Below are 24,971 nucleotides of genomic sequence, written 5' to 3'. Positions count from 1 at the left end.
TATTGATCATGGCACTTTGACAAAAGTTCCAAATATTTATAGCTGTGCCGAACAGACATTGTGCAACCGTGGAGGGAAAAAGACCGGTAAATCGACGATACCGCTCCTTTGTCGCCCAAGGGACAAAAAAACATCCGACGAAGCGTCCGGAATTTTCCGTAACGGTAGTTTCACAATGCCATGCGCGCTCGGGTATTGTGCCGCTCCCCCCCTCTATATACTAGTGGGCTGTGCGGCTGCCTTGACTCGCAAATGAGGTGCGCCAACCCCGAACCGGGTCGCTTTGAGCGGAATCCTGAAATGAGCCAACAGTTTCAACACGATGTTCTGGTAATTGGCAGCGGTGCTGCCGGTTTGAGCCTTGCGCTGACCTTGCCCGGTCATTTGCGCATTGCCGTACTGAGCAAGGGCGATCTGGCCAACGGTTCGACGTTCTGGGCCCAGGGCGGTGTGGCCGCCGTTCTCGATGACACCGACACTGTCGAATCCCATGTCGAGGACACGCTCAACGCCGGCGGCGGACTCTGTCATGAAGACGCCGTGCGCTTTACCGTCGAGCACAGCAAGGAAGCGATCCAGTGGCTGATCGACCAGGGGGTACCTTTTACCCGCGATGAGCAATCCGGCACCGAGGATGGCGGTTTCGAGTTCCACCTGACCCGCGAAGGCGGCCATAGCCATCGACGTATCATTCATGCAGCCGATGCCACCGGCGCAGCGATTTTCCGCACCTTGCTCGACCAAGCCAGGAAACGTCCCAACATCGAATTGCTGGAACAGCGCGTCGCCGTTGACCTGATCACCGAAAAGCGCCTGGGCCTGGCCGGTGATCGCTGCCTCGGCGCCTACGTGCTCAATCGCGGCACAGGAGAAGTCGACACTTATGGCGCGCGCTTCGTGATCCTCGCCTCCGGCGGCGCCGCCAAGGTCTACCTCTATACCAGCAACCCCGATGGCGCCTGCGGTGATGGCATCGCCATGGCCTGGCGCTCCGGGTGCCGGGTGGCGAACCTGGAATTCAACCAGTTCCACCCCACTTGCCTGTATCACCCGCAAGCCAAGAGTTTTCTGATCACCGAAGCCCTGCGCGGTGAAGGTGCACACCTGAAACTGCCCAACGGCGAACGATTCATGCAGCGCTTCGACCCTCGGGCCGAACTGGCACCACGGGACATCGTTGCACGAGCCATCGACCACGAAATGAAGCGCCTGGGCATCGACTGCGTCTACCTGGACATCAGCCACATGCCCGAAGCGTTCATCAAGACGCACTTCCCGACGGTGTACGAACGCTGCCTGGAATTTTCCATCGACATCACAAAGCAACCGATTCCGGTGGTGCCGGCGGCCCATTACACCTGCGGTGGCGTGATGGTCGACCAGCATGGCCGTACCGACGTGCCGGGGCTGTATGCCATTGGCGAAACCAGCTTCACCGGCCTGCATGGCGCCAACCGCATGGCCAGCAACTCGCTGCTGGAATGTTTCGTTTATGCGCGGTCGGCAGCAGCAGACATTATCGACCAACTGCCTCGGGTTTCGATGCCTGCCCCCCTGCCCGTCTGGGATGCCAGCCAGGTCACCGACTCCGATGAGGACGTGATCATTGCGCACAACTGGGATGAGTTGCGCCGGTTCATGTGGGACTACGTGGGCATCGTGCGCACCAACAAGCGCCTGCAGCGCGCACAACACCGCGTGCAACTGCTGCTGGATGAAATTGACGAGTTCTACAGTAACTACAAAGTCAGCCGCGACCTGATCGAGTTGCGCAACCTGGCCCAGGTTGCCGAACTGATGATTCTCTCAGCCATGGAACGCAAGGAAAGCCGGGGCCTGCATTACACCCTCGACTACCCGAACCTGTTGCCGGTCGCCCTGGACACTATCCTGGTGCCGCCCACCTACGCCGACTGAACTTGAGTCGCACGCGCAGGCGGCGGTGCACATCCGCCGCCTGTGCGTCCCGGGGCACGCAAATGGCCCTGACCCGGCGCTCGCCACGCAGACGAAAACGCAGCACCACGATCAACGGCAACGCCAGGCTGTCCGGCCTTAATTGCACAGGCTGCCAACCCGACTTCTGATTCCATAACTGCCAGCCATCGGCATCACGACGCAAGCCGCGCAATGCCTGCGGGTGTGTCAGCAATATCTGCCTGGGCAACGACCAAAACCCGTGCGCCAGGCACAGTAAAACGCCGAGCAGCCTGGCCCAGTACGGAATCGAGAGAAAAAACAGCGAACCCAGGGCGAACAGCTGGGCCAACAGATACGCCGCCAGCAACTGCCGTGAGGCATGCCAGCGGCATTCGAACGAATTACTTGGGCTGGACACGATCCAGGATCATGCGAACCATGCGCTGCAGCTCAGGGTCCTCGGATTCGTTGCGTTCCATGAACCAGCCGAACATGTCCTGATCTTCGCATTCGAGCAACCTGACGTAGCAGGCGCGATCAACCTCATTGAGATGCGGGTAAACCTCTTTTACGAATGGCACCAGCAACACGTCAAGCTCAAGCATGCCGCGGCGGCTGTGCCAGTAGAGGCGGTTCAGTTCAACATCTTCGACCATGGAGCGCTCCTCAAATAGGCCGCAAGTATACAGGCCCGCGCACTGGCGAACAGTCGGCTTTGGTCGGGACCGGCGATCCTTTGTAAACTACCCATTTCAAGGGCGCCCCCTTATGATGTGCCCCAGACTCTTTACCCTGCGATGACCCATGGCCGATTCCGCTTTTTTCTGCACCCTGACTCATGAAGGCGTTCTCGCGGTCCGCGGCGCGGACGCCAGCAAATTCCTGCAAGGCCAGTTGACCTGCAACCTCAATTACCTGAGCGACACCCGGGCCAGCCTCGGCGCACGCTGCACGCAAAAGGGCCGGATGCAATCGAGTTTTCGCATCCTGCTCGAAGGTGATGGCGTTCTAATGGCCATGGCCACCGAGTTGCTGGAACCGCAATTGGCGGATCTGAAGAAATACGCAGTGTTCTCCAAATCGAAGCTGACCGATGAAAGTGCCGCGTGGGTGCGCTTCGGCGTTGATCACGGCGATGCGGCACTGGCCGGTCTGGGCCTTGAGCTACCCGCAGAAACCGACAGCGTCGTGCGCAATGACGCACTGATCGCCATTCGCATCTCACCTGAGCGTGCCGAATTGTGGGTCGCCGCCGACCAGGCCGACAGCATCAAGGGCAAACTGTCCGCGGCGTTGAGCGAGGGCGATCTCAATCAATGGCTGCTGGGCCAGGTCCGCGCCGGGATTGGCCAGGTCATGCCGGCTACCCGCGAGTTGTTCATCCCGCAGATGCTCAACCTGCAAGCCATCGGTGGCGTGAGCTTCAAGAAAGGCTGCTACACCGGCCAGGAAATCGTCGCGCGAATGCAGTACCTGGGCAAACTCAAGCGCCGCCTGTATCGCCTGCAACTGGCTGGCGGCGAACTGCCTGAGCCTGGCGTGCCGCTGTTTGCCCCGACCCATGGCAGCTCCATCGGCGAGGTGGTACTTGCCGCTCGTGCTGGACAGAACATTGAGCTCCTGGCGGTGTTGCAAGCCGAGGCAGCAGAAAGTGGAGATATCCACCTGGGAACGACCGAAGGGCCATCCCTGCAACTGCTCGACTTGCCGTATGCACTGGATCGCGATCGCGAGATACAGCAATAACGGCGGCAACTGGCCTAGAGAGACTAAATGAGCGAGCTGGCGGAAAGGGTCCAACAGGATTTGGTTACGGCCATCAATAACGATGATCTGGTGCTGCCGACATTGCCGGAAGTGGCCCTGCAGATTCGCAAGGCCGCCGAGGATCCGGAAATCAGCGTCAGCACACTGAGCAAGGTGATTGGCCGCGATGCCGCGCTGTCAGCGCGCTTGATCAAAGTCGTCAACAGCCCGCTGCTGCGCGCCACCCACGAAGTGACTGATCTGCACACGGCGATCACCCGCCTGGGCATCAACTACAGCAGCAACCTCGCAATCGGCCTGGTCATGGAGCAGATCTTCAATGCCCGCTCCGATGTGGTCGAACAGAAGATGCGCGAAGTCTGGCGTAAAAGCCTGGAAATCGCCGGCATCAGCTACGCACTGTGCCGCACCTATACCCGCCTCAAGCCCGATCAGGCAGCTCTGGGTGGGTTGGTGCATCAGATTGGCGTGCTGCCGATCCTGACTTATGCCGAAGATCACTATGAACTGCTGTCCGACCCGGTCAGCCTCAATCATGTGATTGATCAGATCCATCCATTGATCGGTGAGAAACTGCTCAAGGTCTGGGATTTTCCGGACCTGCTGGTGCAGGTGCCGCAGTTGTACCTGGATTTGAAACGCCAGTCCGCCCGGGTCGATTATGTGGATCTGGTACAGGTTGCCAGCCTGTACTGCCACAAAGACACCGATCACCCGCTGGCTCGCGTCGATGTTTTGAGCGTGCCGGCCTTCGGCAAACTCGGGGTCGACATCGACAACAAGGCGATGTGTACCGAGCTGGAAGAGTCGCGGTCGATGTTTTACTGATCAGGGACCGTGTCGTCCCTCGCGATGAGATCGGCACATCCAACATCTCTGGTGACTGACACTGCGCCATCGCCGGCAGGCCAGCTCCCACAGTGGATCTGTGGTCGTACGCAGATTTTGTGTGCGCTACAGATTCACTGTAGGAGCGAGCCTGCTCGCGATGAGGCCGGCACATCCAACATCTCAGGCGACTGACACACCGCCATCGCCGGCAGGCCAGCTCCCACAGTGGATCTGTGGTCGTACGCAGATTTTGTGTCCGCTACAGATTCACTGTAGGAGCGAGCATGCTCGCGATGAGGCCGGCACATCCAATATCACTGGTGACTGACACACCGCCATCGCCGGCAGGCCAGCTCCCACAGTGGATCTGTGGTCGTACGCAGATTTTGTGTCCGCTACAGATTCACTGTAGGAGCGAGCATGCTCGCGATGAGGCCGGCACATCCAATATCACTGGTGACTGACACACCGCCATCGCCGGCAGGCCAGCTCCCACAGTGGATCTGTGGTCGTACGCAGATTTTGTGTCCGCTGCTGATTCCATGTGGGAGCGAGCCTGCTCGCGATGAGGCCGGTACAAACAGCATCACTCCCCGGCGATAAAACTCACCCGCACCTTCAACCCCGCCTGCTCGCCATCATGCAGACTGATCTGTGCCAGGTGCGCGCGGCAGATTTCTCCGACAATGGCCAAGCCCAACCCCGAACCGGCCACCTGCTGGTTACGCCGGTAAAAACGTTCGAACACCCGGTCACGTTCATCCAGAGGAATCCCCGGTCCGTCATCCTCCACCTCAAGCACCGCCGGGGCCGTGACGCGCAAGATGACGTTGCCACCCGGCGGCGTGTGGGCCAGGGCGTTATCCACCAGATTGCTCAGCAGTTCGTTTAACAGCGTCGGTTCACCGCGCAACCACACCGGTTCGTCCGCTTCCAGCGCCAGTGCGACACCGCGTTTATGCGCCAAGGGTGCCATGGCCATGCCCAGCTCCCGTGCCAGCTGACTTAGATCCAGCAACTGCGCGCCGCCTTCGGCAATGGCCCTGGCGCCATTTTCGACCCGAGCCAGGGACAGCAACTGATTGGCCAGATGGGTCAAGCGGTCAGTACTCTGCGCTGCGGTTTCCAGGGTACTGCGCCAGGCCTGCGGTTCACTTGAGCGCATGCCCAACTCCAGGCGTGCCTTGAGCGCTGCCAACGGGGTTCGCAGTTCATGGGCCGCATCGGCAATGAACTGCGCCTGGCGTTCGAACTGCCCGCGCAAGCGCTCGGTAAAGTGATTGAGCGCACGCACCAACGGCCACAACTCATGTTGCACTTCCACCAGCGGCAATGGCCGAAGGTCATCCGGCTGACGCTCTTCCACCGCCGAGCGCAAGCGCTCCAGCGGACGCAGCGCGGCACTGACCGCAAACCACACCACCATCAACGCACCAATCGCCAGCATGCCCAGACGCAGCAAAGTGTCCGCCGCCAGACTGCGGGCCATGCTGACGCGCGCCTCATCAGTCTCCGCCACGCGGATTTCCGCCATGCCGTTCATGTTCGGTTCGCTGACCGGCTTGAGCAGGCTCACCACTCGCACGTTCTGCCCTCGATAGGTCGCGTTGTAAAAACGCGCCAGGGCCGGATAGTCGTCGGTGCGAGGCGTACCGGGAGGTGGTGGTGGAAGGTTTTCGTAACCGGAAATCAGCTTCTGATTGATGTCGTTGACCAGGTAGAAAATCCGCCCGGCGCTGTCGTAAGCGAAGGTATCGAGGGCTACATAAGGTACGTCCGCACTCAGCGTGCCGTCGCGCTGGGTGACGCCGGCGGCAATGGTCCGCGCCGATGCCAGCAAGGTCCGGTCATAGGCGGTGTCGGCGGCCTCGCGACCGTTCCAGTAGGCGCTCAGACCGCTGGCCAGCATCAGTACCACCAACAACAGCGCGAGGTTCCATAGCAACCGCCAGCGCAGGCTGTTGGGCTTATGCATCGCGGCTTTCCAGCAAGTAGCCGAGGCCGCGGAAGGTCACGATGGCGACCGGCTGGCCATCGAGTTTCTTGCGCAAGCGATGCACGTAGATTTCGATCGCATCGGGGCTGGCTTCTTCGTCTAGGCCGAACACCTGCGAGGCCAGTTGCTCCTTGCTCATCACTCGGCCAGGCCTGGCAATCAAGGCTTCGAGCACGGCCTGCTCGCGGGAAGTCAGGGTCAGCAGTTCTTCGCCGAGGGTGAAGCGCCGGGTTTCCAGGTCATAGGCCAGCACACCGCAGCGCTGGATGCGCTCACCGCCCAGCACGCTGCGGCGCAGCAAGGCTTTGACCCGGGCTTCGAGCTCGCTCAGCTCGAAAGGCTTGGCCAGGTAATCGTCGGCACCCAGGTTCAGGCCATGGACCCGATCCTTGACGTCACTGCGGGCGGTGAGCATCAGCACCGGCAGATTCTTGCCCCGGGCACGCAGGCGCGCCAGCACTTCGAAACCATCCATGCGCGGCAGGCCGACATCGAGAATCGCCATGGCGTATTCCTCGCTGCCCAGCGCCAGATCGGCAGCCACGCCATCGTGCAGCACGTCCACGGTCAACCCGGTGCTTTTCAGTGCCTGGGCGACACTATCGGCGAGCTGCAGATGATCTTCGACGAGCAGGACACGCATGGATCTTTACCTCGTTCAGGGATGGTCGACGCCATTCTTTGGCGCGGAGTTTACCGCCGCAACCGACGCTGTGAAGCCCGAAAAAACATGAAAGCCCGATGAAAGGTTAGCGAAAGGTTGGCACGTTAGAGTCGGCCCACGGATGGTTTCGACTGCAGACCATCGAATCGTAGTTTGAAACGTGCCTTGCCATGTAACTACCGAAAAACGCCTTGAAGCGTTTTCGCCAATAAGAACAATAAACGAGGTATTGCATCATGCTGCCCACACAGCTTCAGGCTTGCCCGCCCCGCCCACTTCATCGATCCCCTGTTCTTACGCTTGCCAGCGCCGAAGCCGGCTGCTCGTCGTTCAGACCGCGCCGAACTGAACACACTCAAAGCGTAAGAAATCGTCGCGCTTGAATCATCCCCAAAAACAATAACTCCCGTGGAGACAACAATGAATCGATCACTGCGCCGTTTCGCCCTCGCCGCCAGCTGTGTGCTGTTCGCCGGCCCACTCATGGCCGAGCCAAAACGCCCGGAATGCATCGCCCCGGCCTCGCCCGGCGGTGGTTTCGACCTGACCTGCAAACTGGCGCAAAGCGCGCTGGTCAACGAGAAGCTGCTGAGCAAGCCGATGCGCGTGACCTACATGCCTGGCGGCGTCGGTGCGGTGGCCTACAACGCAGTGGTCGCCCAGCGCCCTGCCGATGCCGGCACGCTGGTGGCCTGGTCCAGTGGCTCGCTGTTGAACCTGGCCCAGGGCAAGTTCGGTCGCTTCGACGAAACCAACGTGCGCTGGCTGGCAGCGGTGGGCACCAGCTACGGCGCCATCGCAGTGAAAAACGATTCGCCCTACAAGACTCTGGACGATCTGGTGCAGGCCCTGAAGAAAGATCCGAGCTCCGTGGTGATCGGTTCCGGCGGCACCGTCGGCAGCCAGGACTGGATGCAAACCGCGCTGATCGCCAAAGCCGCCGGGATCAACCCGCGGGACCTGCGCTACGTTGCCCTCGAAGGCGGCGGTGAAATCGCCACCGCCCTGCTCGGCGGTCACATCCAGGTCGGCAGCACGGACATTTCCGACTCCATGCCGCACATCCAGAGCGGGGACATGCGTCTGCTGGCGGTGTTCTCCGACAAGCGCCTGGACGAGCCGGAGATGAAAGACATCCCTACCGCCAAAGAGCAAGGCTACGACATCGTCTGGCCGGTGGTTCGCGGCTTCTACCTCGGGCCGAAAGTCAGCGATGAAGACTACGCCTGGTGGAAAGATTCCTTCGACAAACTCCTGGTGTCCGAGGAATTCGCCAAGCTGCGCGATCAGCGCGAACTCTTCCCGTTCGCCATGACCGGCCCGGAGCTGGACACCTACGTGAAGAAGCAAGTCGCGGACTACAAAGTGCTGGCCAAAGAGTTCGGCCTGATCCAGTGATCGCCTCTGTCTAGCGGCTGCGGCTCCGTTTTGCGGAGCCGCGGCACAGGAGTTCCTTATGCTCTTACAACGTATTTTCGCTTCGGTGCTGTTGCTGGCCTGTGTCGGCCTGGCCTTGATGGCGTGGCCGTATCAAGCGGCTTTTTCCTACGAACCGGTGGGGCCTCGGGCCTTTCCCTTGCTGATGCTCGCCCTGATGGGTTGCGCGCTGTTGTACATGGCGTTTCGACCGACACCTATCGTGCACAGCGAAGACGACCCGAAACTGGACCGTGAAACCCTGAACAAGATTGGCCTCTGCATCGTGCTGCTGCTGATCTTCGCCGGGTTGTTCGAACCTCTGGGCTTCATCCTCAGCAGCATCCTGATCGGTATTCCGATGGCGCGCCTGTATGGCGGTCGCTGGCTGCCCAGCGTGGTCGTCACCACGCTGATGGCCGTTGGACTCTACCTGTTGTTCGACAAGTTGATGGACGTGCCGCTGCCCCTGGGCCTGCTCGACGTTCTGGAGAACTGATATGGATACCCTTGGCTATTTGAGTCAGGGTTTCGGCGTCGCGCTGAGCCCGTACAACCTGGTGACCGCCCTGTGCGGCACCCTGATCGGCACCGTCGTCGGCCTGTTGCCGGGTCTGGGCCCGATCAACGGCGTGGCGTTGTTGATCCCGATCGCGTTCGCTCTCGGCTTGCCACCGGAATCTGCGCTGATCCTGCTGGCGGCGGTGTACCTGGGCTGCGAATATGGCGGGCGGATCAGCTCGATCCTGCTGAACATTCCGGGCGAAGCCTCCACCGTGATGACCACCCTCGACGGTTACCCGATGGCCCGCAAAGGCCTGGCTGGTGTGGCCTTGTCTCTGTCGGCTTGGAGTTCTTTCATCGGTGCGTTCATCGCCACCTGCGGCATGGTGCTGTTTGCCCCGCTGCTGGCGAAATGGGCAATTGCCTTCGGCCCGGCGGAATACTTCGTGCTGATGGTGTTCGCCATTGTCTGTCTGGGCGGCATGGCCGGTGACCGACCACTGAAAACCTTTATCGCCGCATTGATCGGCCTGTTTCTGTCGACCGTTGGCATCGATGCCAACAGCGGTGTGTACCGCTTCACCGGCGACAACATCCACCTCACTGACGGCATTCAGTTTGTCGTGCTGGTGCTGGGCCTGTTCTCCATCAGTGAAATCCTCCTGCTGCTGGAAAAAACCCATAGAGGCCAGGAAGCGGTGAAGGCGACCGGGCGCATGATGTTCAACTTCAAGGAAGCTTCAGCGGTGTTCGTTGTGAACATCCGTTGCGGTGTATTCGGTTTCATCATGGGTGTATTGCCTGGAGCCGGTGCAACCCTGGCCAGCGCCGTGGCCTACATGACCGAAAAACGTATCGCCGGCGCCAAAGGTACCTTCGGCCAGGGCGACATGCGCGGTCTCGCCGCTCCCGAAACCGCCATCGGTGCATCCGCCTGCGGCGCCCTGGTGCCGATGCTGACCCTCGGCGTGCCGGGTTCAGGTACGACGGCGGTGATGATCGGCGCCCTGTCGCTGTACAACATCACTCCCGGCCCCCTGCTGTTCCAGCAGCAACCGGACATCGTCTGGGGCCTGATTGCCTCGTTGTTCATCGCCAACATCATGCTGGTGATCCTCAACATTCCGATGATCCGCATCTTCACCCGCATCCTCGCCGTGCCGAACTGGGCACTGGTGCCGGTGATCGCGATCATCACAGGGATCGGCGTCTATGCGGTGCACGCCACCACCTTCGACTTGTTCCTGATGGTCGGCATCGGCATCTTCGGCTACATCCTGCGTAAACTGGACTTCCCGCTGTCGCCGGTACTGCTGGGGTTCATTCTCGGAGGGCTGATGGAACAAAACCTGCGTCGCGCGCTGTCGATTTCCAACGGTGCGCTGGAGATCCTCTGGTCGAGCCCGATCACCTTCGGTGTCTGGGTGCTGACCGTGGTCATGCTGTTGGTGCCGCTGCTGCGGATCTGGCGCAAACGTTCGGTTGCACGGCGCGTTATCGCCGATGTCTGATCGAACACCCTTCAAAGCCTGGTGGGCAACCCCGCTGGTCGGCCTGTTCGGCGGGTACCTCGCCAGCCAGGTCGGCTGGCCTCTGCCGTGGATGGTCGGCTCGTTGCTGGCGATCATCCTCGTGCGCTGCCTGACTCCCTGGCAACTGGCGGAAATCCCTGGCGGGCGCAAGTGCGGCCAGTGGGTCATCGGTATCGGTATCGGCCTGCACTTCACCCCGGTGGTGATGGAACAGGTGCTCAGTCATTTCGGTTTGATCTTCTTCGGAGCCTTGGTCACCAGCCTGTCCGCCGTGGTCGGGGTCTGGTTGATGCGGCGCACCGGTGAAGATCGCGCCACCGCGTTTTTCTCCAGCATGCCCGGCGGTTCAGGGGAGATGGTCAACCTCGGCGCGCGCAATGGCGCGGTGCTCAGTCGCGTGGCGGCGGGGCAGAGTTTGCGGGTGCTGGTGGTGGTGCTCTGTGTACCGGCGGCATTCAAGTATTTGATGGGCGACGGTACGCCGGTCTCCCATGCCACCATTGTGGACTGGCGCTGGCTGGCACTTCTATTCCCGGCGGGCGCTTTGGCGGCCTGGATCTGGGAGCGTCTGCGTCAACCCAACCCCTGGCTGTTCGGGCCGTTGCTGGTGACGGCTGCGGTGAGCATCGGTTGGGACCTGCACATCGCCTTGCCCAACGGCGGCAGCGAGATCGGCCAATGGCTGATCGGCAGTGGTCTGGGTTGTCACTTCAACCGGCAGTTTTTCCGTCGCGCCCCGTCGTTCATGGGCCGGACGTTGATCGGCACGGTGCTGACCATGCTGATCGCCACGGCAGCGGCATTGGCCTTGAGCGCGCTGACCCATCTGGATCTGCGGTCTCTGACATTGGGCATGATGCCCGGGGGGATTGCCGAGATGAGCCTGACGGCGCAAACCCTGCAACTGTCGGTGCCGCTGGTAACGGCGATGCAGGTGATGCGGTTGTTGTTTGTGTTGTTTCTGGCGGAGCCTTTGTTCAGATATTGGAACCGCAATCCAGATTCAGTCTGATAGACCGAGGTGCCTTCTTCGCGAGCAAGCCCGCTCCCACATGGGTTTTTGCGGTGTCCACAAAGCCAATGTGGGAGCGGGCTTGCTCGCGAAGAGGCCCTCATCATCGCCGCTTAAACCGGCGGCAACCGCCACTCGATCGGCGTCTCGCCATTCTGTTCGAGAAACTTGTTGGTCCGGCCAAAGTGCCCGCAACCGAGGAAGCCACGATAGGCCGACAGCGGTGACGGATGCACCGAGGTCAGCACCAGGTGCTTGGTCGCATCGATCAGCTTCTGCTTGCTCTGGGCATGCGCGCCCCACAGCATGAACACCAGATGTGGCTGATGCTGGCTGACCACTTCAATGATCCGGTCGGTGAAAAACTGCCAGCCCTTGTCCTTGTGCGCGTTGGCGTTGGCGCGTTCCACCGTCATGGTGGTGTTGATCATCAACACGCCCTGATCGGCCCAGCTCTGCAGGTGGCCGTGATTGGGGATGTCGATGTTCAGGTCGCGCTTGAGCTCTTTATAGATGTTCACCAGCGACGGTGGCGCCGGCACCCCGGGCTGCACTGAAAAGCACAGGCCATGGGCCTGGCCCGGGCCGTGATACGGGTCCTGGCCAAGGATGACCACCTTGACCTTGTCCAGCGGGGTAGAGTTGAGCGCGTTGAATATCATCGGCCCCGGTGGATAGATCTCTTTGCCGGCCGCGCGCTCCTGTTGCAGAAAGTTTCGCAACTCTGTCATGTAGGGCTGGTCGAATTCGGCACGCAGTGCCTCCTTCCAGCTCGGTTCGAGTTTGATACGGTCATCTGCAGTCATGGTTACATCCGGTAAAGACAATGGGGCGAACCCTAGGAAACCCTCCCTGGCTTGTCAATTGCTCTGACGCAGATCCAGCACTTTCCTACGCAGCGATCATACTGAACATTCAAATTCCCGATCGAGGTCACGATGAATCTGCACTTCGAAGAACTCACCGGCACCGACGGCGCCCGCATCGGCATCGCCAGCCTGGACGCCGAACAGTCACTCAATGCCCTGTCCCTGCCGATGATCAACGCCCTGCGCGAGCGCATGGACGTTTGGGCCAGGGACGCGCAAATCGTCTGCGTGCTGTTGCGCGGCAATGGCGCAAAGGCTTTTTGCGCCGGCGGCGAAGTGCGCAGCCTGGTGGACGCCTGTCGTGCCCACCCGGGTGAGGTGCCGCCATTGGCCGCGCAATTTTTTGCCGCGGAGTATCGCCTGGACTTCAACCTGCACACCTACCCCAAACCGCTGATCTGCTGGGGGCATGGTTATGTGCTCGGCGGTGGCATGGGGTTGTTGCAAGGCGCAAATATCCGCATCGTCACACCGAGCAGCCGCCTGGCAATGCCCGAGATCAGCATCGGCCTGTACCCGGACGTCGGCGCCAGCTGGTTCCTGTCGCGACTGCCGGGCAAGCTCGGGTTGTTCCTGGGGCTGACCGGTGCCCACATGAACGGCCGCGACGCCATCGATCTGGACCTGGCGGACCGTTTCCTGCTCGATGAGCAGCAACAGGACCTGATCGAAGGTCTGTTGCAATTGAACTGGCAGGAACAGACACCCATGCAGCTCAACAGTCTGCTCAAGGCGTTGCAGCAGGAAGCCGTGGCCGGGATGCCCGAAGCCCAATGGCTGCCACGTCGTCGACAGATCGACGAATGGCTGGATGTCAGTGATGTGCGTTGCGCGTGGAAAGCCATCAGTGCGTTGGCCGATCACACCGACCCGCTGCTCAGTCGGGCGGCGAAGACCATGAGCGCAGGCTCGCCACTGACTGCGCACCTGGTCTGGGAGCAGATCCAGCGCGCCCGGCACCTGTCACTGGCCCAGGTTTTTCAGATGGAATACACCCTGAGCCTCAACTGCTGCCGTCATCCGGAGTTCAGCGAAGGGGTGCGCGCGCGGTTGATCGACAAGGATCAGAAGCCCCACTGGCACTGGCCGGATGTCAACAACGTGCCGGATGCGGTCGTGGAGGCGCATTTTCACAAGGCGTGGGAAGGTCGGCACCCGTTGGCGGATCTGTCGTCGGAATACTGAAAACCGATGTGGGAGCGGGCTTGCTCGCGAAGGCGGAGTGTCAGCCACATTCTTGTTGTCTGACACTCCGCCTTCGCGAGCAAGCCCGCTCCCACAAATGGATCGCTATAACAGTTAGTTAGCGGTTACCGCCGCGGCCCTCGCGGCCGCCACGACTACTGTGATTATTGCGTGCGCCATGACTTCTGGAATCATTGTTCCAGCCACTCCGGTTATGGCCGTCCCACCCACGGTTCTGATGCGCCCGGTAGTCGCTCCGCGACGGCTGCTGGTAATAACGCGGCGACTGTTGGGTATGACGCGGCGACTGGTAGTAGTGCCCAGCCGGTTGATAGACCCGTGGCTGCGAGTAGTAGCGCGGCGTGGGCTGGTAATACCGTGCAGGTGGAGCGTAGTACCGGGCAGGCGGCGAGTAGTAGCCGCCACCATTGGAGTAATAGCTACCGCCGGCGTAATAGCTTGGCGCTGACGAGGTATAGACCTCTGACCTGTAGTAACCGTCTCCTCCATCGTAATAAGGCACGCATCCGCCCAGGGACAAACCCAACACTGCAAGCAGTAGAATTCGGCGCAGCTTTTTTTGACAGAGCATGGCGGCCTCCTGGACCGCGAGTGAGCCATACCAGCGACGCTGGCAGGCGGCAGTCAATGGTTCTGTGACTGTCGAAATATCAGACATCGAATTCGAGACCTGGTGCGCCCTCGCAACAAGTTGAAACACCTCGCCGATGAAAGGTTTTTCATCCATGCAGGTTTCGGATCAGCGGCCAGCCACGCCGCATCTCAGTGCACTGACGCACCATCACAAGGCAAGCCGCCCCGGCACTTAAACACGTTGATGCCCGCACCGCCCGTCCCAGAGCCCTCCACCGGACTTGGCACGGCTCTCGCTTAAACAAAGCCAGTGCAGGAGTCACACAGGTTCGCGGCACCACAATTTGCAATGGCTGACTAGGGTTCCGGCTCGCTTCGCGAGTGACTGGTCCGAGAGTTGGCGACCTCCAGTTGAGGTTACACGGCGGGACAAAAGCCCGGGAGAAAAGCCACCGTTAGCGGTGCCGCTGCCTTCCTGTCCGCCCTTGATCAACTGGAGAACCACCATGTCCCAGCTTCGTTTACCCGCCCTGCTCGCCGCGGCCTTCGCCGCCATCGTGAGCTTCTCGTCCCAGGCCGCACAGAAAGATCACTTCAGCGTCTGCTGGACGATCTATGCCGGCTGGATGCCCTGGGAATATGCCGGCAGCCAGGGCATCGTCGACAAATGGGCGAAAAAGTACGGCATCAAGATCGATGTCGTGCAGCTCAACGACTACGTCGAATCGATCAACCAGTACACCGCCGGCCAGTTCGATGGCTGCACCATGACCAACATGGACGCGCTGACCATCCCCGCAGCCGGCGGCGTCGACAGCACCGCGCTGATCGTCAGCGACTTCTCCAACGGCAACGACGGCATCGTGCTCAAGGGCGAAGGCAAGAAAATCACCGACCTCAAGGGCATGGACGTCAACCTCGTCGAGCTGTCGGTCTCCCATTACCTGCTGGCCCGGGCCCTGGATTCGGTGGACCTCACCGAGAAAGACCTGAAAGTGGTCAACACCTCCGACGCCGATATCTCGGCCGCCTTCAACACCGATCAGGTCAACGCCGTCACCACCTGGAACCCGATGCTTTCGGACATCAAGGCCAAGCCTGCGGTGACCGAGGTGTTCAACTCCAGCCAGATCCCCGGCGAAATCATGGACATGATGGTGGTCAACAGCGCCACCCTCAAAGACAACCCGGCCCTGGGCAAAGCCCTGACCGGCGCCTGGTTCGAAGTGGTCGAGTTGATGAACGCGAAAAACGCCGCCAGCCAAGCCGCCCTGGAACACATGGCCAAAGCCTCGGGCACCGACCTCGCGGGTTTCCAGGCGCAACTGGACACCACCAAATTGTTCGCCACCCCCCAGGAAGCCCTCGCGTTCTCCACCAGCAAGCAACTGCCGGAAACCATGCGCAAGGTTGCCGAATTTTCCTTCCAGCACGGCTTGCTGGGTGAAGGCGCCAAGGACACCAGCGCGGTCGGCATGGCCTTCGCCAACGGCGTGACCAGCGGCGACAAGGGCAACCTCAAGCTGCGCTTCGATCCGACTTACGTGCAGATGGCCGCTGACGCCAAGCTGTAAGAAGAGGACCTGGCCATGCGCCTGATCAATCGCCACCCGGATCGCCCGAGTCGCCTGCTGTTGGTGATCCTGCCGTTCGCCCTCGTGCTGTTCGCCTACTTCCTGGGCTCGGCCGAGCGACTGGCGGACAACCCCAACGACAAGCTGCTGCCCAGTGCAGTGCAGATGACCGACGCGGTGAAACGCCTGGCCTTCGTCGCCGACGCGCGCACCGGTGAATACCTGCTCTGGCAGGACACCGCCTCCAGTCTGCGCCGCCTGGCCATCGGCCTTGGCATCAGTGCTTTGGCCGGGCTGTGCCTGGGCATGGCCGCCGGCACGCTGCCGCTATTCGGCGCGCCGTTGTCGCCGTTGCTGACGGTGCTGTCGATGGTGCCGCCGCTGGCGATTCTGCCGATCCTGTTCATCGTCTTCGGCCTCGGGGAGTTGTCGAAAGTGATGCTGATCGTGATCGGCATCACCCCGTGCCTTGCCCGTGACCTGGAGCAACGCGCCCGGGAAATTCCCGTCGAGTTGCTGATCAAGGCCCAGACCCTCGGCGCGTCGACCTGGACCCTGATGCTGCGGGTGGTCTTGCCGCAGTTGCTGCCACGCCTGCTGATCTCGCTGCGGCTGATGCTGGGCTCGGCGTGGTTGTTCCTGATTGCCGCAGAAGCCATTGCCTCAACCGACGGCCTCGGCTACCGGATTTTCCTGGTGCGTCGCTACCTGGCGATGGACGTGATTGTGCCCTACGTGGTGTGGATCACCCTGCTCGCCTGGTTGATGGACTGGGGGCTCAAGCACCTGACCCAACGGGCGTTCCCCTGGTACGAAGGAGCACGGGCATGAGCTTTATCACCGTGAAAAACGTCTGGCAGCAATACGCCGATCAGGTAGTGCTAGAAGGCTTGAATCTGAGCGTCAGCGAGGGTGAGTTCTGCACCCTGGTAGGCGCGTCCGGTTGTGGCAAATCGACCTTTCTGCGCCTGCTGCTGGGGCAGGAGCGCGCCAGTCGCGGCGAGATCCTGCTGGACGGCCAGCCCCTGGCCGGTGAACCGGATGCCAGCCGTGGCGTGGTGTTCCAGCGCTATTCGGTGTTCCCGCACCTGAGCGTGCTGGACAACGTCGCCCTCGGCCTGGAACTGCCACGCTCGCCGCTGCTTGGACGTCTGTTCGGCAGCGCCAAACGTGACGCCCGGGAACAGGCTTCGGTGCTGCTGCACAAAGTCGGCCTCGGCCACTCGCTGGACAAGTACCCGGCACAGCTCTCCGGCGGCATGCAGCAACGGCTGGCCATCGCCCAGGCGCTGATCATGAAACCACGGGTACTGCTGCTCGACGAGCCGTTCGGCGCCCTCGACCCGGGTATCCGCAAAGACATGCACAGCCTGCTGCTGGAGCTGTGGCGCGAGACCCGACTGACGGTGTTCATGGTCACCCATGACCTGTCCGAAGGCTTCAGCCTCGGCACGCGCCTGATGGTATTCGACAAGGTCCGCGTCGACCCGCACGCCCCGGGCGCCTATGGCGCACGCATCACCTACGACATCCCTTTGAACAGCGACCGCCGCACCACCCGTGCCGCCGTCGACGCCCTGCCGGCACCGCTGGCGGGCACGCTTCGTATCGCTTGAGAGGAATTTGCCCATGACTGATTCGACCCAACTGTTCCCGCCCTTCGCCGAAGAAATGCTGCCCGGCGGTGGCCACCGCTCGTTCGTGTTGAAACGCGGCCAGCTATTGCGCCTGACCGACCTGCGCGGCGGTGCCAACGTCAGCCTGACGCTGCTCAATGCCAACGAGAAAACCGAGCGCCTGAACCTGCCCGACAGCCTCAAATGCCAACACACCGCCAAGCTGACGACAGGCCATTGCCTGTACTCGGACATGGGCCGCGTGCTGGCTGCCATCACGGCCGACACCTGCGGCTGGAGCGACAGCCTGGGCGGCGTGCTCTGCGCTGAAGAAGTCGCGCAAAAATACGGCGCAGGGCGCTATCAGGAACTGCGCAACGGCTTCTTCCGCAACGGCACCGACAACCTGCTGGTGGAACTGGGCAAGTGGGGGCTGGGCCTGTCCGACCTGCTGATGACACTCAACCTGTTCAGCCGGGTAAACGTCGATGAGGCCGGACGTTTTCACTTCGTCGAGGGCAACTCCAAGGCCGGCGACTACATCGAGCTGTACGCGCCGATGGACACCCTGGTGGTGCTCACCGCCCTGCAACATCCGATGGACCCGTCAGCTGAATACGCGCCCAAACCCTTGAAGCTCAGCTGGATGAACGCTGACGCCAGCGTCGCCGAACACTGCCGCACTTCGCGCCCGGAAAACGAGCGCGGCTTCATCAACACCGACCGTCTGTTCGCCTGAGGATCGCTGCCATGTCACTCGCTATCGCCACCGCTGCTTCCAATGGAAATGCCGCAAGCAGGCAGCCAGAAACCGCGATCTACCGCGCCACCATCCCCGCCGGCGAACCCTGGCTGATGGAGGTCAAGGCCGGCCAGACCTTGCGCATCCTCGACCTGGAGGGCAACCAGGCCGTCGACACCCTGTTCTACAGCGTCGCCAACCCGAAGGAACGCTATGACGTGCAGCGCACCTTGCGCCGGCAGAACAGCGTGTACCTGAGCACCGGCAGCGTGCTGTATTCCAACCTCGGCAAGCCGATGCTGACCATAGTCGCCGACACCTGCGGCCGTCACGACACCCTCGGCGGTGCCTGCGCGCAAGAGAGCAACACCGTGCGCTACGCCCTGGAAAAACGCTACATGCACAGCTGCCGCGACAACTACCTGCGTGCCTGTGTCCACGACGGTCGCCTGGGCAAGGGCGATATCGGGCCGAACATCAACTTCTTCATGAACGTGCCGGTCACCGCTGATGGCGGGTTGACCTTCGAAGACGGGATATCCGCCCCGGGTAAATACGTCGACCTGCGTGCCGAGATGGACGTGATCGTGCTGATCTCCAACTGCCCGCAACTGAACAACCCGTGCAACGCCTACAACCCCACCCCTGCGGAGCTGCTGGTATGGAACTGAAATTAGCTCGGTTGCGTAAATGGTTTTTTGCCCTGTGCCAGGCCCGCTCCGGCCAGTGCCTCAAAAAGTAAAACCACCACAACTCCAATGTGGGAGCGGGCTTGCTCGCGAAGGGGCCGTCACATCCAACATCGATGTCGACTGACACTGCGCTTTCGCGAGCAAGCCCGCTCCCACAGGGGACGGCGGTGTTTGAAGAACTCTGATTTTTCATCCGGGACGGCCCGGATGCCTCAAGAAAAACTGCGGGACGGCCCGCATCCCCTCCAGGGGTTATGCCATGTTCGAAAAAGTCCTGATTGCCAACCGTGGTGCCATTGCCTGTCGCATCCTGCGCTCCCTGCGCGAACTGCATGTGCAAGGCGTCGCGGTGTACTCCGAAGCCGATGCCGCCAGCCTGCACATCCTGCAAGCCGACGAGGCCCACAGCCTCGGTGAAGGCGCGGCGGCTGGCACTTATCTGGCGGTCGACAAGATCCTCGCCATCGCCCGCGCAAGCGGCGCCAGCGCAATCCATCCGGGCTACGGTTTCCTCTCGGAAAACGCCGCGTTCGCCGAAGCCTGCGAAGCCGCCGGCATCGCCTTCATCGGCCCGACCGCGCAGCAGCTGCGGGTATTCGGCCTCAAGCACACCGCCCGCGCCCTGGCCAAACAACACGGCGTGCCGATGCTCGAAGGTACCGAGCTGCTCGACAGCCTCGACGCAGCCTTGGCGGCCGGCAATCAGGTCGGCTACCCGGTGATGCTCAAAAGCACCGCCGGCGGTGGCGGCATCGGCATGCGCGTATGCCGCAACGCGGCCGAATTGAACGAATCCTTCGAGGCGGTCAAACGCCTCGGCCAGAACAACTTCAGCGACGCCGGGGTGTTCATCGAGAAGTACATCCAGCGTGCCCGGCATCTGGAAGTGCAGGTATTCGGCGATGGCCGAGGCGAAGTGATCGCCCTCGGCGTGCGCGATTGCTCGGTGCAGCGGCGCAACCAGAAAGTGCTCGAAGAAACCCCGGCGCCGAACCTGCCCGAGGGCATGGCCGAAGAACTCTGCGCGGCGGCGATCAAGCTGGCCCAGGCGGTGAACTACCGCAGCGCCGGTACCGTGGAATTTGTCTTCGACAGCGAAGACCAGCGCTTCTACTTTCTGGAAGTGAACACCCGACTGCAGGTCGAGCATGGCGTCACCGAGCAAGTGTGGGGCGTCGACCTGGTGCGCTGGATGGTGCAACTGGCCGCCGGTGACCTGCCGCCGCTGGGTGAGTTGAGTCAGGGTCTGCAACCCGAGGGCCACGCGATTCAGGCGCGCTTGTATGCCGAGGATCCGGGCCGCGATTTTCAACCGAGCCCCGGCCTGCTCACCGCCGTGGATTTCCCTGCGGCCAATGGCATACAACTGCGCATCGACACCTGGGTCGAAGCCGGCTGCGAGATTCCGCCGTTTTTCGACCCGATGATCGCCAAGGTCATCAGTTGGGCGCCGAGCCGTGAACAGGCGCGCGCCGATCTGCATCAGGCCCTGGGTGCCAGCCTGCTGTATGGCGTGGAAACCAACCGCGATTACCTGCGGCAGATCCTGCTCGATACGCCTTTCGCCAGCGGCCAGCCGTGGACCCGTTGCCTGGAAGGCCTGGTGTATCAGGCCAACACGTTCGAGGTGCTCAGCGCCGGCACCCAGACCAGCATTCAGGATTACCCCGGTCGCCTCGGGTACTGGGCGGTCGGCGTGCCGCCGTCGGGACCGATGGACAGTCGTGCGTTGCGCCTGGGTAACCGCTTGCTGGGCAATGACGAGGGTGCGGCGGCGCTGGAAATCACCATGAGCGGACCGCTGCTGCGCTTCAATTGCGCAGCCGTTGTCGCCGTCACGGGCGCGGTGATCCCGCTGACGTTGAACGGTGAAGCGGTGTCGATGAATACCGCCCTGCGGGTGCCGGCCGGTGCCACCTTGAGCCTGGGCACGATTGCCGGTGCCGGCGCGCGCAGCTATCTGTGCCTGCGCGGCGGCCTGCAGGTGCCGGATTATCTGGGCAGTAAAAGCACCTTCACCCTCGGCCAGTTCGGCGGTCATGGCGGTCGCGCCCTGCGTACCGGCGACGTGCTGCATGTACCCGCCCTGGGCGACCACAGCGCCGGTCAACAACTGGCTGAAGAACAGGTCTGCGCGTTGCCCGGGGTGCGGCAGATCCGGGTGATCTACGGCCCCCACGGTGCGCCGGAGTATTTCACCGAAAACTACATCGCCACTTTCTTCTCCACGCAGTGGGAAGTGCACTTCAACTCCAGCCGCACCGGCGTGCGCCTGATCGGACCCAAGCCTGAATGGGTACGCGCCGATGGCGGCGAGGCCGGGCTGCATCCGTCGAACATTCATGACAATCCGTACGCCATCGGCGCGGTGGATTTCACCGGCGACATGCCGGTGATCCTCGGCCCGGATGGCCCGAGCCTCGGCGGGTTCGTCTGCCCGGTGACTGTGATCGAGGCGGATCTTTGGCAGCTGGGGCAGCTCAATGCCGGGGACAAAGTCCGGTTCCATCCCGTCGATCTCAAAACCGCCCGCACCCTCGCCCTGAAATGGGATCACTGTGGGAGCGGGCTTGCTCGCGAAGAGGGTGTGTCAGTCAACATTGATGTGCCTGAAGCACCGCTTTCGCGAGCAAGCCCGCTCCCACAGGGGATTGTGTCGCCGGTGGTAATGGATCTGGGTCAGGGGGACACACGACTGGTCGCAAGGTTGTCGGGGGATACGCACCTTCTCCTTGAGATTGGCGCCCCCGAACTCGATCTGGTCCTGCGCTTTCGCGCCCACGCCCTGATGCAAGCCCTGGAAAGCAAAAACCTGCACGGCGTGATCGACCTGACGCCGGGCATCCGCTCGCTGCAGGTGCACTACCAGCCCGAGCAACTGTCGCTGGCGGATCTGCTCGGCATCGTCGCCGGCGAATGGGACGCCGTGTGCGCCGCCAAGGACCTGCAAGTACCGTCGCGCATCGTCCATCTACCGTTGTCCTGGGACGACCCGGCGTGCCAGCTGGCGATCGAAAAATACATGACCACCGTGCGCAAGGATGCCCCCTGGTGCCCAAGCAACCTGGAGTTCATCCGCCGCATCAACGACCTGCCGAACCTCGATGAAGTGCAGCGTACGGTGTTCGACGCCAGTTATCTGGTGATGGGCCTGGGCGACGTTTACCTCGGCGCCCCGGTCGCTACCCCGCTGGACCCGCGTCACCGCCTGGTGACCACCAAGTACAACCCGGCCCGCACCTGGACCGCGGAAAACTCGGTGGGCATCGGTGGTGCCTACATGTGCGTGTACGGCATGGAAGGTCCCGGCGGATACCAGTTCGTCGGGCGTACCTTGCAGATGTGGAACCGCTACCGCGAAGTCGCCGCGTTCGATGGCAAACCCTGGCTGCTGCGCTTCTTCGATCAGATTCGCTTCTACCCGGTGAGCGCCGATGAACTGCTGCGCATTCGTCGCGACTTCCCCCTCGGGCGCTTCGATCTGAACATCGAACACAGTCAGCTGAACCTGGCGGATTACCAGGCGTTCCTGGCGAAAGAAGCCGAAACCATCGCCGCGTTTCGCGAGCAGCAACAAGGCGCGTTCAACGCCGAACGCGAGCGCTGGATCGCCAGCGGCCAGGCGCATTTCGACAGCGAGGAACCGGCCCCGCAAGCCAGCGAAGACGCACCGCTGGGCAGTGGAGAACTGAGCGTCGACAGCCACATCGCCGGCAACCTCTGGCAGGTTCAGGTGGCTTGCGGCAAGCGGGTCGAGGCCGGCGATGTGCTGGTGGTCCTGGAGTCGATGAAGATGGAAATACCCCTGCTCGCACCGATGGCCGGCGTGGTTCGCGAGATTCGCGTGCAACCGGGTTCGGCGGTGCGTGCCGGACAGCGCGTCGTGGTGCTGGAACTCGACTGAACCCATTTGAAAAGGACCAATGCCATGAACATCAATCTGCAACTCGACGCCCTGCGCAACGCTTACCGCGACGGCAGTACCACGCCCCGGCAGCTGCTGCGCAATCTGCGCGATAAAGCGGCCGCGCTGAACCCGGATTACCACCTGTTCATCCACTTGCTCAGCGTCGATGAACTGGAACCCTACCTGGCCAACCTCGATGGACGCGACATCGACAGCCTGCCGCTGTATGGCGTGCCGTTCGCGATCAAGGACAACATCGATCTGGCGGGCATTCCAACCACGGCAGCGTGCCCGGCGTTTGCCTATGTGCCGGAGCGCTCGGCCACCATCGTCGAGCAACTGCTGGCCCTCGGAGCGATTCCACTGGGCAAGACCAACCTCGACCAGTTCGCCACCGGACTCAATGGCAGCCGCTCGCCCTATGGCGCCTGCCCCAACAGCGTATTGCCGGAATATCCGTCGGGTGGCTCCAGTGCCGGGTCGTCCTTGGCGGTGGCGCTGGGTGTGGCGAGCTTTGCGCTGGGCACTGATACCGCAGGCTCCGGACGCGTACCAGCGGCATTGAACAATCTGGTCGGTTTGAAAGCCACCAAGGGCTTGATCTCTACAGCAGGTGTGGTGCCGGCCTGTCGCACGCTCGATTGCGTCACCACCTTCACCGCCACCGCCAGGGAAGCCAGCCAGTTGCTGGCGCTCACCGCGCGCCTGGACCCACGGGACGCCTACAGCCGCAGCAATCCACTATGGAATGACGGCTCGGCGTTCGGCGCAATCCGTCCGTTTCGCTTCGGCATACCCCGTGTCGAGGACCTGCAGTTCTTCGGCTGTCCCGAAGGACCGCAGTTGTTCACCAAGGCCAAAGATCAACTCAAGGCCCTGGGCGGTGAAGCCGTGGAACTGGATCTGTCGCCGTTCCTGGAAGCCGCGCGCCTGCTGTATGAGGGCCCATGGGTGGCCGAGCGCTACAGCGTGGCCGGCGAGTTGATGGAGCAAAATCCCGAGGCTGTGCTGCCGGTGATTCGCGCGGTGTTGGCCAAGGCCCCGGCGGTCAGCGGCGTGCAAACCTTCCGCGCCCAATATCGCCTGCAAGCGCTCAAGGCCCTGTGCGACAAAGCGCTGGACGGCCTCGATTGCGTCCTCACCCCGACCATCGGCCGCCCGGTCACCCTGGCTGAACTGGAAGCCGAACCGGTGCTGCGCAACTCGCAACTAGGTTACTACACCAACTTCATGAACCTGCTCGACTACGCCGCCGTCGCCGTGCCCAGCGGGTTCATGGACAACGGCTTGCCGTGGGGTGTGACGCTGTTTGGCCGGGCATTTACCGATCAATATCTGTTGGGCGTGGCGGATGCCTTGCAGCGCCAGCAAAGCGCGACCACGAGCGCCCCGACCACCGTCGCGCGCAATGACCGGGCGCGCTTGGTGGTCTGCGGTGCGCATCTGGATGGGCTGGCCTTGAACTGGCAGCTCAAACAGCGTGGCGCCCGCCTGGTTGAAACAACGTGCAGCTCACCGGACTACCAACTGTACGCCCTGGCAGGAGGCCCGCCGTTTCGGCCGGGCATGGTCCGCGTCAAGGAAGGTGGCGTGGCGATTGCGGTGGAAGTCTGGGAACTGCCGAGCAGCGAACTGGGTTCATTCCTGACCGGGATTCCGGCACCGCTGGGGTTGGGCAAGGTGCAACTGGCGGATGGACGCTGGGAGAGCGGGTTCATTTGTGAGACGTACGGGTTGGAGGGGGCGGTGGATATCAGTCATTTGGGAGGGTGGCGGGCGTATCTGGAAACTCGGGGCTGATCCGGGATCGCCGCCCTCACCCTAACCCTCTCCCGGAGGAGAGGGGACTGACCGAGGCGACTGTCGAATCGCAATGATCCCGGAAACCGGGTCGAACTCATCACTTGAAGACAACAGAGATCGGCCCCCTTTCCCCCGTAGGGAGAGGGGAATGAGCCAGGCGATTTCGAATTGCATTGATCCCGGAAAACGCGTCCAACGCATCACTTGAGAACAACAAAGATCGGCCCCCTTTCCCCCGTGGGGAGAGGGGAATGAGCCAGGCGATTTTCGAATTGCATTGATCCCGGAAAACGCGTCGAACGCATCACTTGAGAACAACAAAGATCGGCTCCCTTTCCCCTCGTGGG

The 24,971-nt window shown here is 61.9% G+C and carries 21 protein-coding genes and 1 riboswitch; of the genes, 15 read left to right on the top strand and 6 right to left on the bottom strand.

Going from position 1 to position 24,971, the window contains the following annotated elements; all coding sequences use genetic code 11:
- The first annotated feature begins 300 nt into the window (after window positions 1-300).
- The gene (nadB, locus tag KW839_RS24175; RefSeq protein ID WP_218425702.1) at window positions 301-1,917 is read left to right on the top strand and encodes an L-aspartate oxidase; all 1,617 of its coding nucleotides are present in this window, start codon (window positions 301-303) and stop codon (window positions 1,915-1,917) included.
- On the opposite strand, the gene KW839_RS24170 is transcribed toward nadB, so the two are convergent.
- On the bottom strand, window positions 1,886-2,338 hold the full coding sequence (locus KW839_RS24170) for a protein YgfX (protein ID WP_060541234.1): 453 nt from the start codon (window positions 2,336-2,338) through the stop codon (window positions 1,886-1,888). The genes nadB and KW839_RS24170 overlap by 32 nt on opposite strands.
- Window positions 2,322-2,576, bottom strand: coding sequence for a succinate dehydrogenase assembly factor 2 (locus tag KW839_RS24165; RefSeq protein WP_060541233.1), 255 nt, complete (start codon window positions 2,574-2,576; stop codon window positions 2,322-2,324). Before KW839_RS24165 ends, KW839_RS24170 begins: the two co-directional genes overlap by 17 nt.
- A gap of 148 nt (window positions 2,577-2,724) precedes the next feature.
- On the opposite strand from KW839_RS24165, the gene KW839_RS24160 reads away from it, so the two are divergent.
- Together KW839_RS24160 and KW839_RS24155 are read left to right on the top strand one after the other, a co-directional pair.
- A complete protein-coding gene (locus tag KW839_RS24160; RefSeq protein ID WP_060541232.1) occupies window positions 2,725-3,666 on the top strand; it encodes a folate-binding protein YgfZ in 942 nt (313 codons plus the stop codon).
- Between the two features lie 27 nt (window positions 3,667-3,693).
- The gene (locus KW839_RS24155) at window positions 3,694-4,515 is read left to right on the top strand and encodes an HDOD domain-containing protein (protein ID WP_060541231.1); all 822 of its coding nucleotides are present in this window, start codon (window positions 3,694-3,696) and stop codon (window positions 4,513-4,515) included.
- A gap of 589 nt (window positions 4,516-5,104) precedes the next feature.
- Here the strand turns inward: KW839_RS24155 and KW839_RS24150 are convergent.
- Both KW839_RS24150 and KW839_RS24145 read right to left on the bottom strand, forming a co-directional pair.
- Complete coding sequence (locus KW839_RS24150) at window positions 5,105-6,493, bottom strand: sensor histidine kinase (RefSeq protein ID WP_060541230.1); 1,389 nt, start codon at window positions 6,491-6,493, stop codon at window positions 5,105-5,107.
- Entirely contained in the window at window positions 6,486-7,157 is a 672-nt protein-coding gene (locus KW839_RS24145) for a response regulator (RefSeq protein WP_060541229.1), read from the bottom strand. Before KW839_RS24145 ends, KW839_RS24150 begins: the two co-directional genes overlap by 8 nt.
- Window positions 7,158-7,598: 441 nt before the next feature.
- On the opposite strand from KW839_RS24145, the gene KW839_RS24140 reads away from it, so the two are divergent.
- From KW839_RS24140 to KW839_RS24125, 4 genes are read left to right on the top strand one after another with little or no spacing between them, the layout of a single operon-like run.
- Window positions 7,599-8,576 carry a tripartite tricarboxylate transporter substrate binding protein gene (locus tag KW839_RS24140; RefSeq protein WP_218425701.1) on the top strand — a complete coding sequence of 326 codons (978 nt, stop codon included), beginning with the start codon at window positions 7,599-7,601 and terminating at the stop codon, window positions 8,574-8,576.
- A gap of 58 nt (window positions 8,577-8,634) precedes the next feature.
- Window positions 8,635-9,093: a tripartite tricarboxylate transporter TctB family protein gene (locus KW839_RS24135; protein WP_060541227.1), complete on the top strand. Its 459-nt coding sequence runs from the start codon at window positions 8,635-8,637 to the stop codon at window positions 9,091-9,093.
- Window position 9,094: 1 nt separating this feature from the next.
- A complete protein-coding gene (locus KW839_RS24130; protein ID WP_218425700.1) occupies window positions 9,095-10,609 on the top strand; it encodes a tripartite tricarboxylate transporter permease in 1,515 nt (504 codons plus the stop codon).
- Complete coding sequence (locus KW839_RS24125; protein WP_218425699.1) at window positions 10,602-11,642, top strand: AbrB family transcriptional regulator; 1,041 nt, start codon at window positions 10,602-10,604, stop codon at window positions 11,640-11,642. Before KW839_RS24130 ends, KW839_RS24125 begins: the two co-directional genes overlap by 8 nt.
- A gap of 113 nt (window positions 11,643-11,755) precedes the next feature.
- Here KW839_RS24125 and ung read toward each other — a convergent pair whose 3' ends face one another.
- Window positions 11,756-12,448 (bottom strand): uracil-DNA glycosylase, encoded by a 693-nt coding sequence (ung, locus tag KW839_RS24120; protein ID WP_060541224.1) that lies wholly within the window; start codon window positions 12,446-12,448, stop codon window positions 11,756-11,758.
- Window positions 12,449-12,580: 132 nt separating this feature from the next.
- Here ung and KW839_RS24115 point away from each other — a divergent pair, with 132 nt between their 5' ends.
- Entirely contained in the window at window positions 12,581-13,696 is a 1,116-nt protein-coding gene (locus KW839_RS24115; RefSeq protein WP_218425698.1) for an enoyl-CoA hydratase/isomerase family protein, read from the top strand.
- 118 nt (window positions 13,697-13,814) lie between these two features.
- Here KW839_RS24115 and KW839_RS24110 read toward each other — a convergent pair whose 3' ends face one another.
- Window positions 13,815-14,288 carry a hypothetical protein gene (locus tag KW839_RS24110; RefSeq protein ID WP_218425697.1) on the bottom strand — a complete coding sequence of 158 codons (474 nt, stop codon included), beginning with the start codon at window positions 14,286-14,288 and terminating at the stop codon, window positions 13,815-13,817.
- 348 nt (window positions 14,289-14,636) lie between these two features.
- A riboswitch (guanidine-I (ykkC/yxkD leader) is annotated at window positions 14,637-14,736 on the top strand.
- Between the two features lie 60 nt (window positions 14,737-14,796).
- On the opposite strand from KW839_RS24110, the gene KW839_RS24105 reads away from it, so the two are divergent.
- The 7 genes from KW839_RS24105 to atzF all read left to right on the top strand — a co-directional run bounded on the left by KW839_RS24105 (window position 14,797) and on the right by atzF (window position 24,621).
- Window positions 14,797-15,864 (top strand): putative urea ABC transporter substrate-binding protein, encoded by a 1,068-nt coding sequence (locus KW839_RS24105; protein WP_060540675.1) that lies wholly within the window; start codon window positions 14,797-14,799, stop codon window positions 15,862-15,864.
- 15 nt (window positions 15,865-15,879) lie between these two features.
- Entirely contained in the window at window positions 15,880-16,695 is an 816-nt protein-coding gene (locus tag KW839_RS24100) for an ABC transporter permease (RefSeq protein WP_218425696.1), read from the top strand.
- Window positions 16,692-17,480: an ABC transporter ATP-binding protein gene (locus KW839_RS24095; RefSeq protein ID WP_060540677.1), complete on the top strand. Its 789-nt coding sequence runs from the start codon at window positions 16,692-16,694 to the stop codon at window positions 17,478-17,480. The genes KW839_RS24100 and KW839_RS24095 overlap by 4 nt, the downstream gene beginning before the upstream one ends.
- A 13-nt stretch (window positions 17,481-17,493) precedes the next feature.
- Window positions 17,494-18,219, top strand: coding sequence for an urea amidolyase associated protein UAAP1 (locus tag KW839_RS24090; RefSeq protein ID WP_218425695.1), 726 nt, complete (start codon window positions 17,494-17,496; stop codon window positions 18,217-18,219).
- A gap of 11 nt (window positions 18,220-18,230) precedes the next feature.
- Entirely contained in the window at window positions 18,231-18,893 is a 663-nt protein-coding gene (locus KW839_RS24085; protein ID WP_218425694.1) for an urea amidolyase associated protein UAAP2, read from the top strand.
- 280 nt (window positions 18,894-19,173) lie between these two features.
- The gene (gene uca, locus KW839_RS24080; RefSeq protein WP_218425693.1) at window positions 19,174-22,818 is read left to right on the top strand and encodes an urea carboxylase; all 3,645 of its coding nucleotides are present in this window, start codon (window positions 19,174-19,176) and stop codon (window positions 22,816-22,818) included.
- A gap of 24 nt (window positions 22,819-22,842) precedes the next feature.
- Window positions 22,843-24,621: an allophanate hydrolase gene (gene atzF, locus KW839_RS24075; protein ID WP_218425692.1), complete on the top strand. Its 1,779-nt coding sequence runs from the start codon at window positions 22,843-22,845 to the stop codon at window positions 24,619-24,621.
- Window positions 24,622-24,971 lie beyond the last annotated feature (350 nt).

The sequence above is a fragment of the Pseudomonas sp. PDM31 genome, from assembly GCF_019218965.1.
Lineage (GTDB): Bacteria > Pseudomonadota > Gammaproteobacteria > Pseudomonadales > Pseudomonadaceae > Aquipseudomonas.
This window is presented reverse-complemented; position numbering and strand designations above follow the sequence as displayed.

Coding starts and splice junctions, on each gene's coding strand:
- KW839_RS24085 (WP_218425694.1), top strand. CDS start 18,231: ATGTCACTCGCTATCGCCACCGCTGCTTCCAATGGAAATGCCGCAAGC.
- KW839_RS24160 (WP_060541232.1), top strand. CDS start 2,725: ATGGCCGATTCCGCTTTTTTCTGCACCCTGACTCATGAAGGCGTTCTC.
- KW839_RS24130 (WP_218425700.1), top strand. CDS start 9,095: ATGGATACCCTTGGCTATTTGAGTCAGGGTTTCGGCGTCGCGCTGAGC.
- nadB (WP_218425702.1), top strand. CDS start 301: ATGAGCCAACAGTTTCAACACGATGTTCTGGTAATTGGCAGCGGTGCT.
- KW839_RS24150 (WP_060541230.1), bottom strand. CDS start 6,493: ATGCATAAGCCCAACAGCCTGCGCTGGCGGTTGCTATGGAACCTCGCG.
- KW839_RS24115 (WP_218425698.1), top strand. CDS start 12,581: ATGAATCTGCACTTCGAAGAACTCACCGGCACCGACGGCGCCCGCATC.
- atzF (WP_218425692.1), top strand. CDS start 22,843: ATGAACATCAATCTGCAACTCGACGCCCTGCGCAACGCTTACCGCGAC.
- KW839_RS24095 (WP_060540677.1), top strand. CDS start 16,692: ATGAGCTTTATCACCGTGAAAAACGTCTGGCAGCAATACGCCGATCAG.
- uca (WP_218425693.1), top strand. CDS start 19,174: ATGTTCGAAAAAGTCCTGATTGCCAACCGTGGTGCCATTGCCTGTCGC.
- KW839_RS24155 (WP_060541231.1), top strand. CDS start 3,694: ATGAGCGAGCTGGCGGAAAGGGTCCAACAGGATTTGGTTACGGCCATC.
- KW839_RS24100 (WP_218425696.1), top strand. CDS start 15,880: ATGCGCCTGATCAATCGCCACCCGGATCGCCCGAGTCGCCTGCTGTTG.
- KW839_RS24140 (WP_218425701.1), top strand. CDS start 7,599: ATGAATCGATCACTGCGCCGTTTCGCCCTCGCCGCCAGCTGTGTGCTG.
- KW839_RS24105 (WP_060540675.1), top strand. CDS start 14,797: ATGTCCCAGCTTCGTTTACCCGCCCTGCTCGCCGCGGCCTTCGCCGCC.
- KW839_RS24145 (WP_060541229.1), bottom strand. CDS start 7,157: ATGCGTGTCCTGCTCGTCGAAGATCATCTGCAGCTCGCCGATAGTGTC.
- KW839_RS24110 (WP_218425697.1), bottom strand. CDS start 14,288: ATGCTCTGTCAAAAAAAGCTGCGCCGAATTCTACTGCTTGCAGTGTTG.
- KW839_RS24090 (WP_218425695.1), top strand. CDS start 17,494: ATGACTGATTCGACCCAACTGTTCCCGCCCTTCGCCGAAGAAATGCTG.
- KW839_RS24125 (WP_218425699.1), top strand. CDS start 10,602: ATGTCTGATCGAACACCCTTCAAAGCCTGGTGGGCAACCCCGCTGGTC.
- KW839_RS24135 (WP_060541227.1), top strand. CDS start 8,635: ATGCTCTTACAACGTATTTTCGCTTCGGTGCTGTTGCTGGCCTGTGTC.
- KW839_RS24165 (WP_060541233.1), bottom strand. CDS start 2,576: ATGGTCGAAGATGTTGAACTGAACCGCCTCTACTGGCACAGCCGCCGC.
- ung (WP_060541224.1), bottom strand. CDS start 12,448: ATGACTGCAGATGACCGTATCAAACTCGAACCGAGCTGGAAGGAGGCA.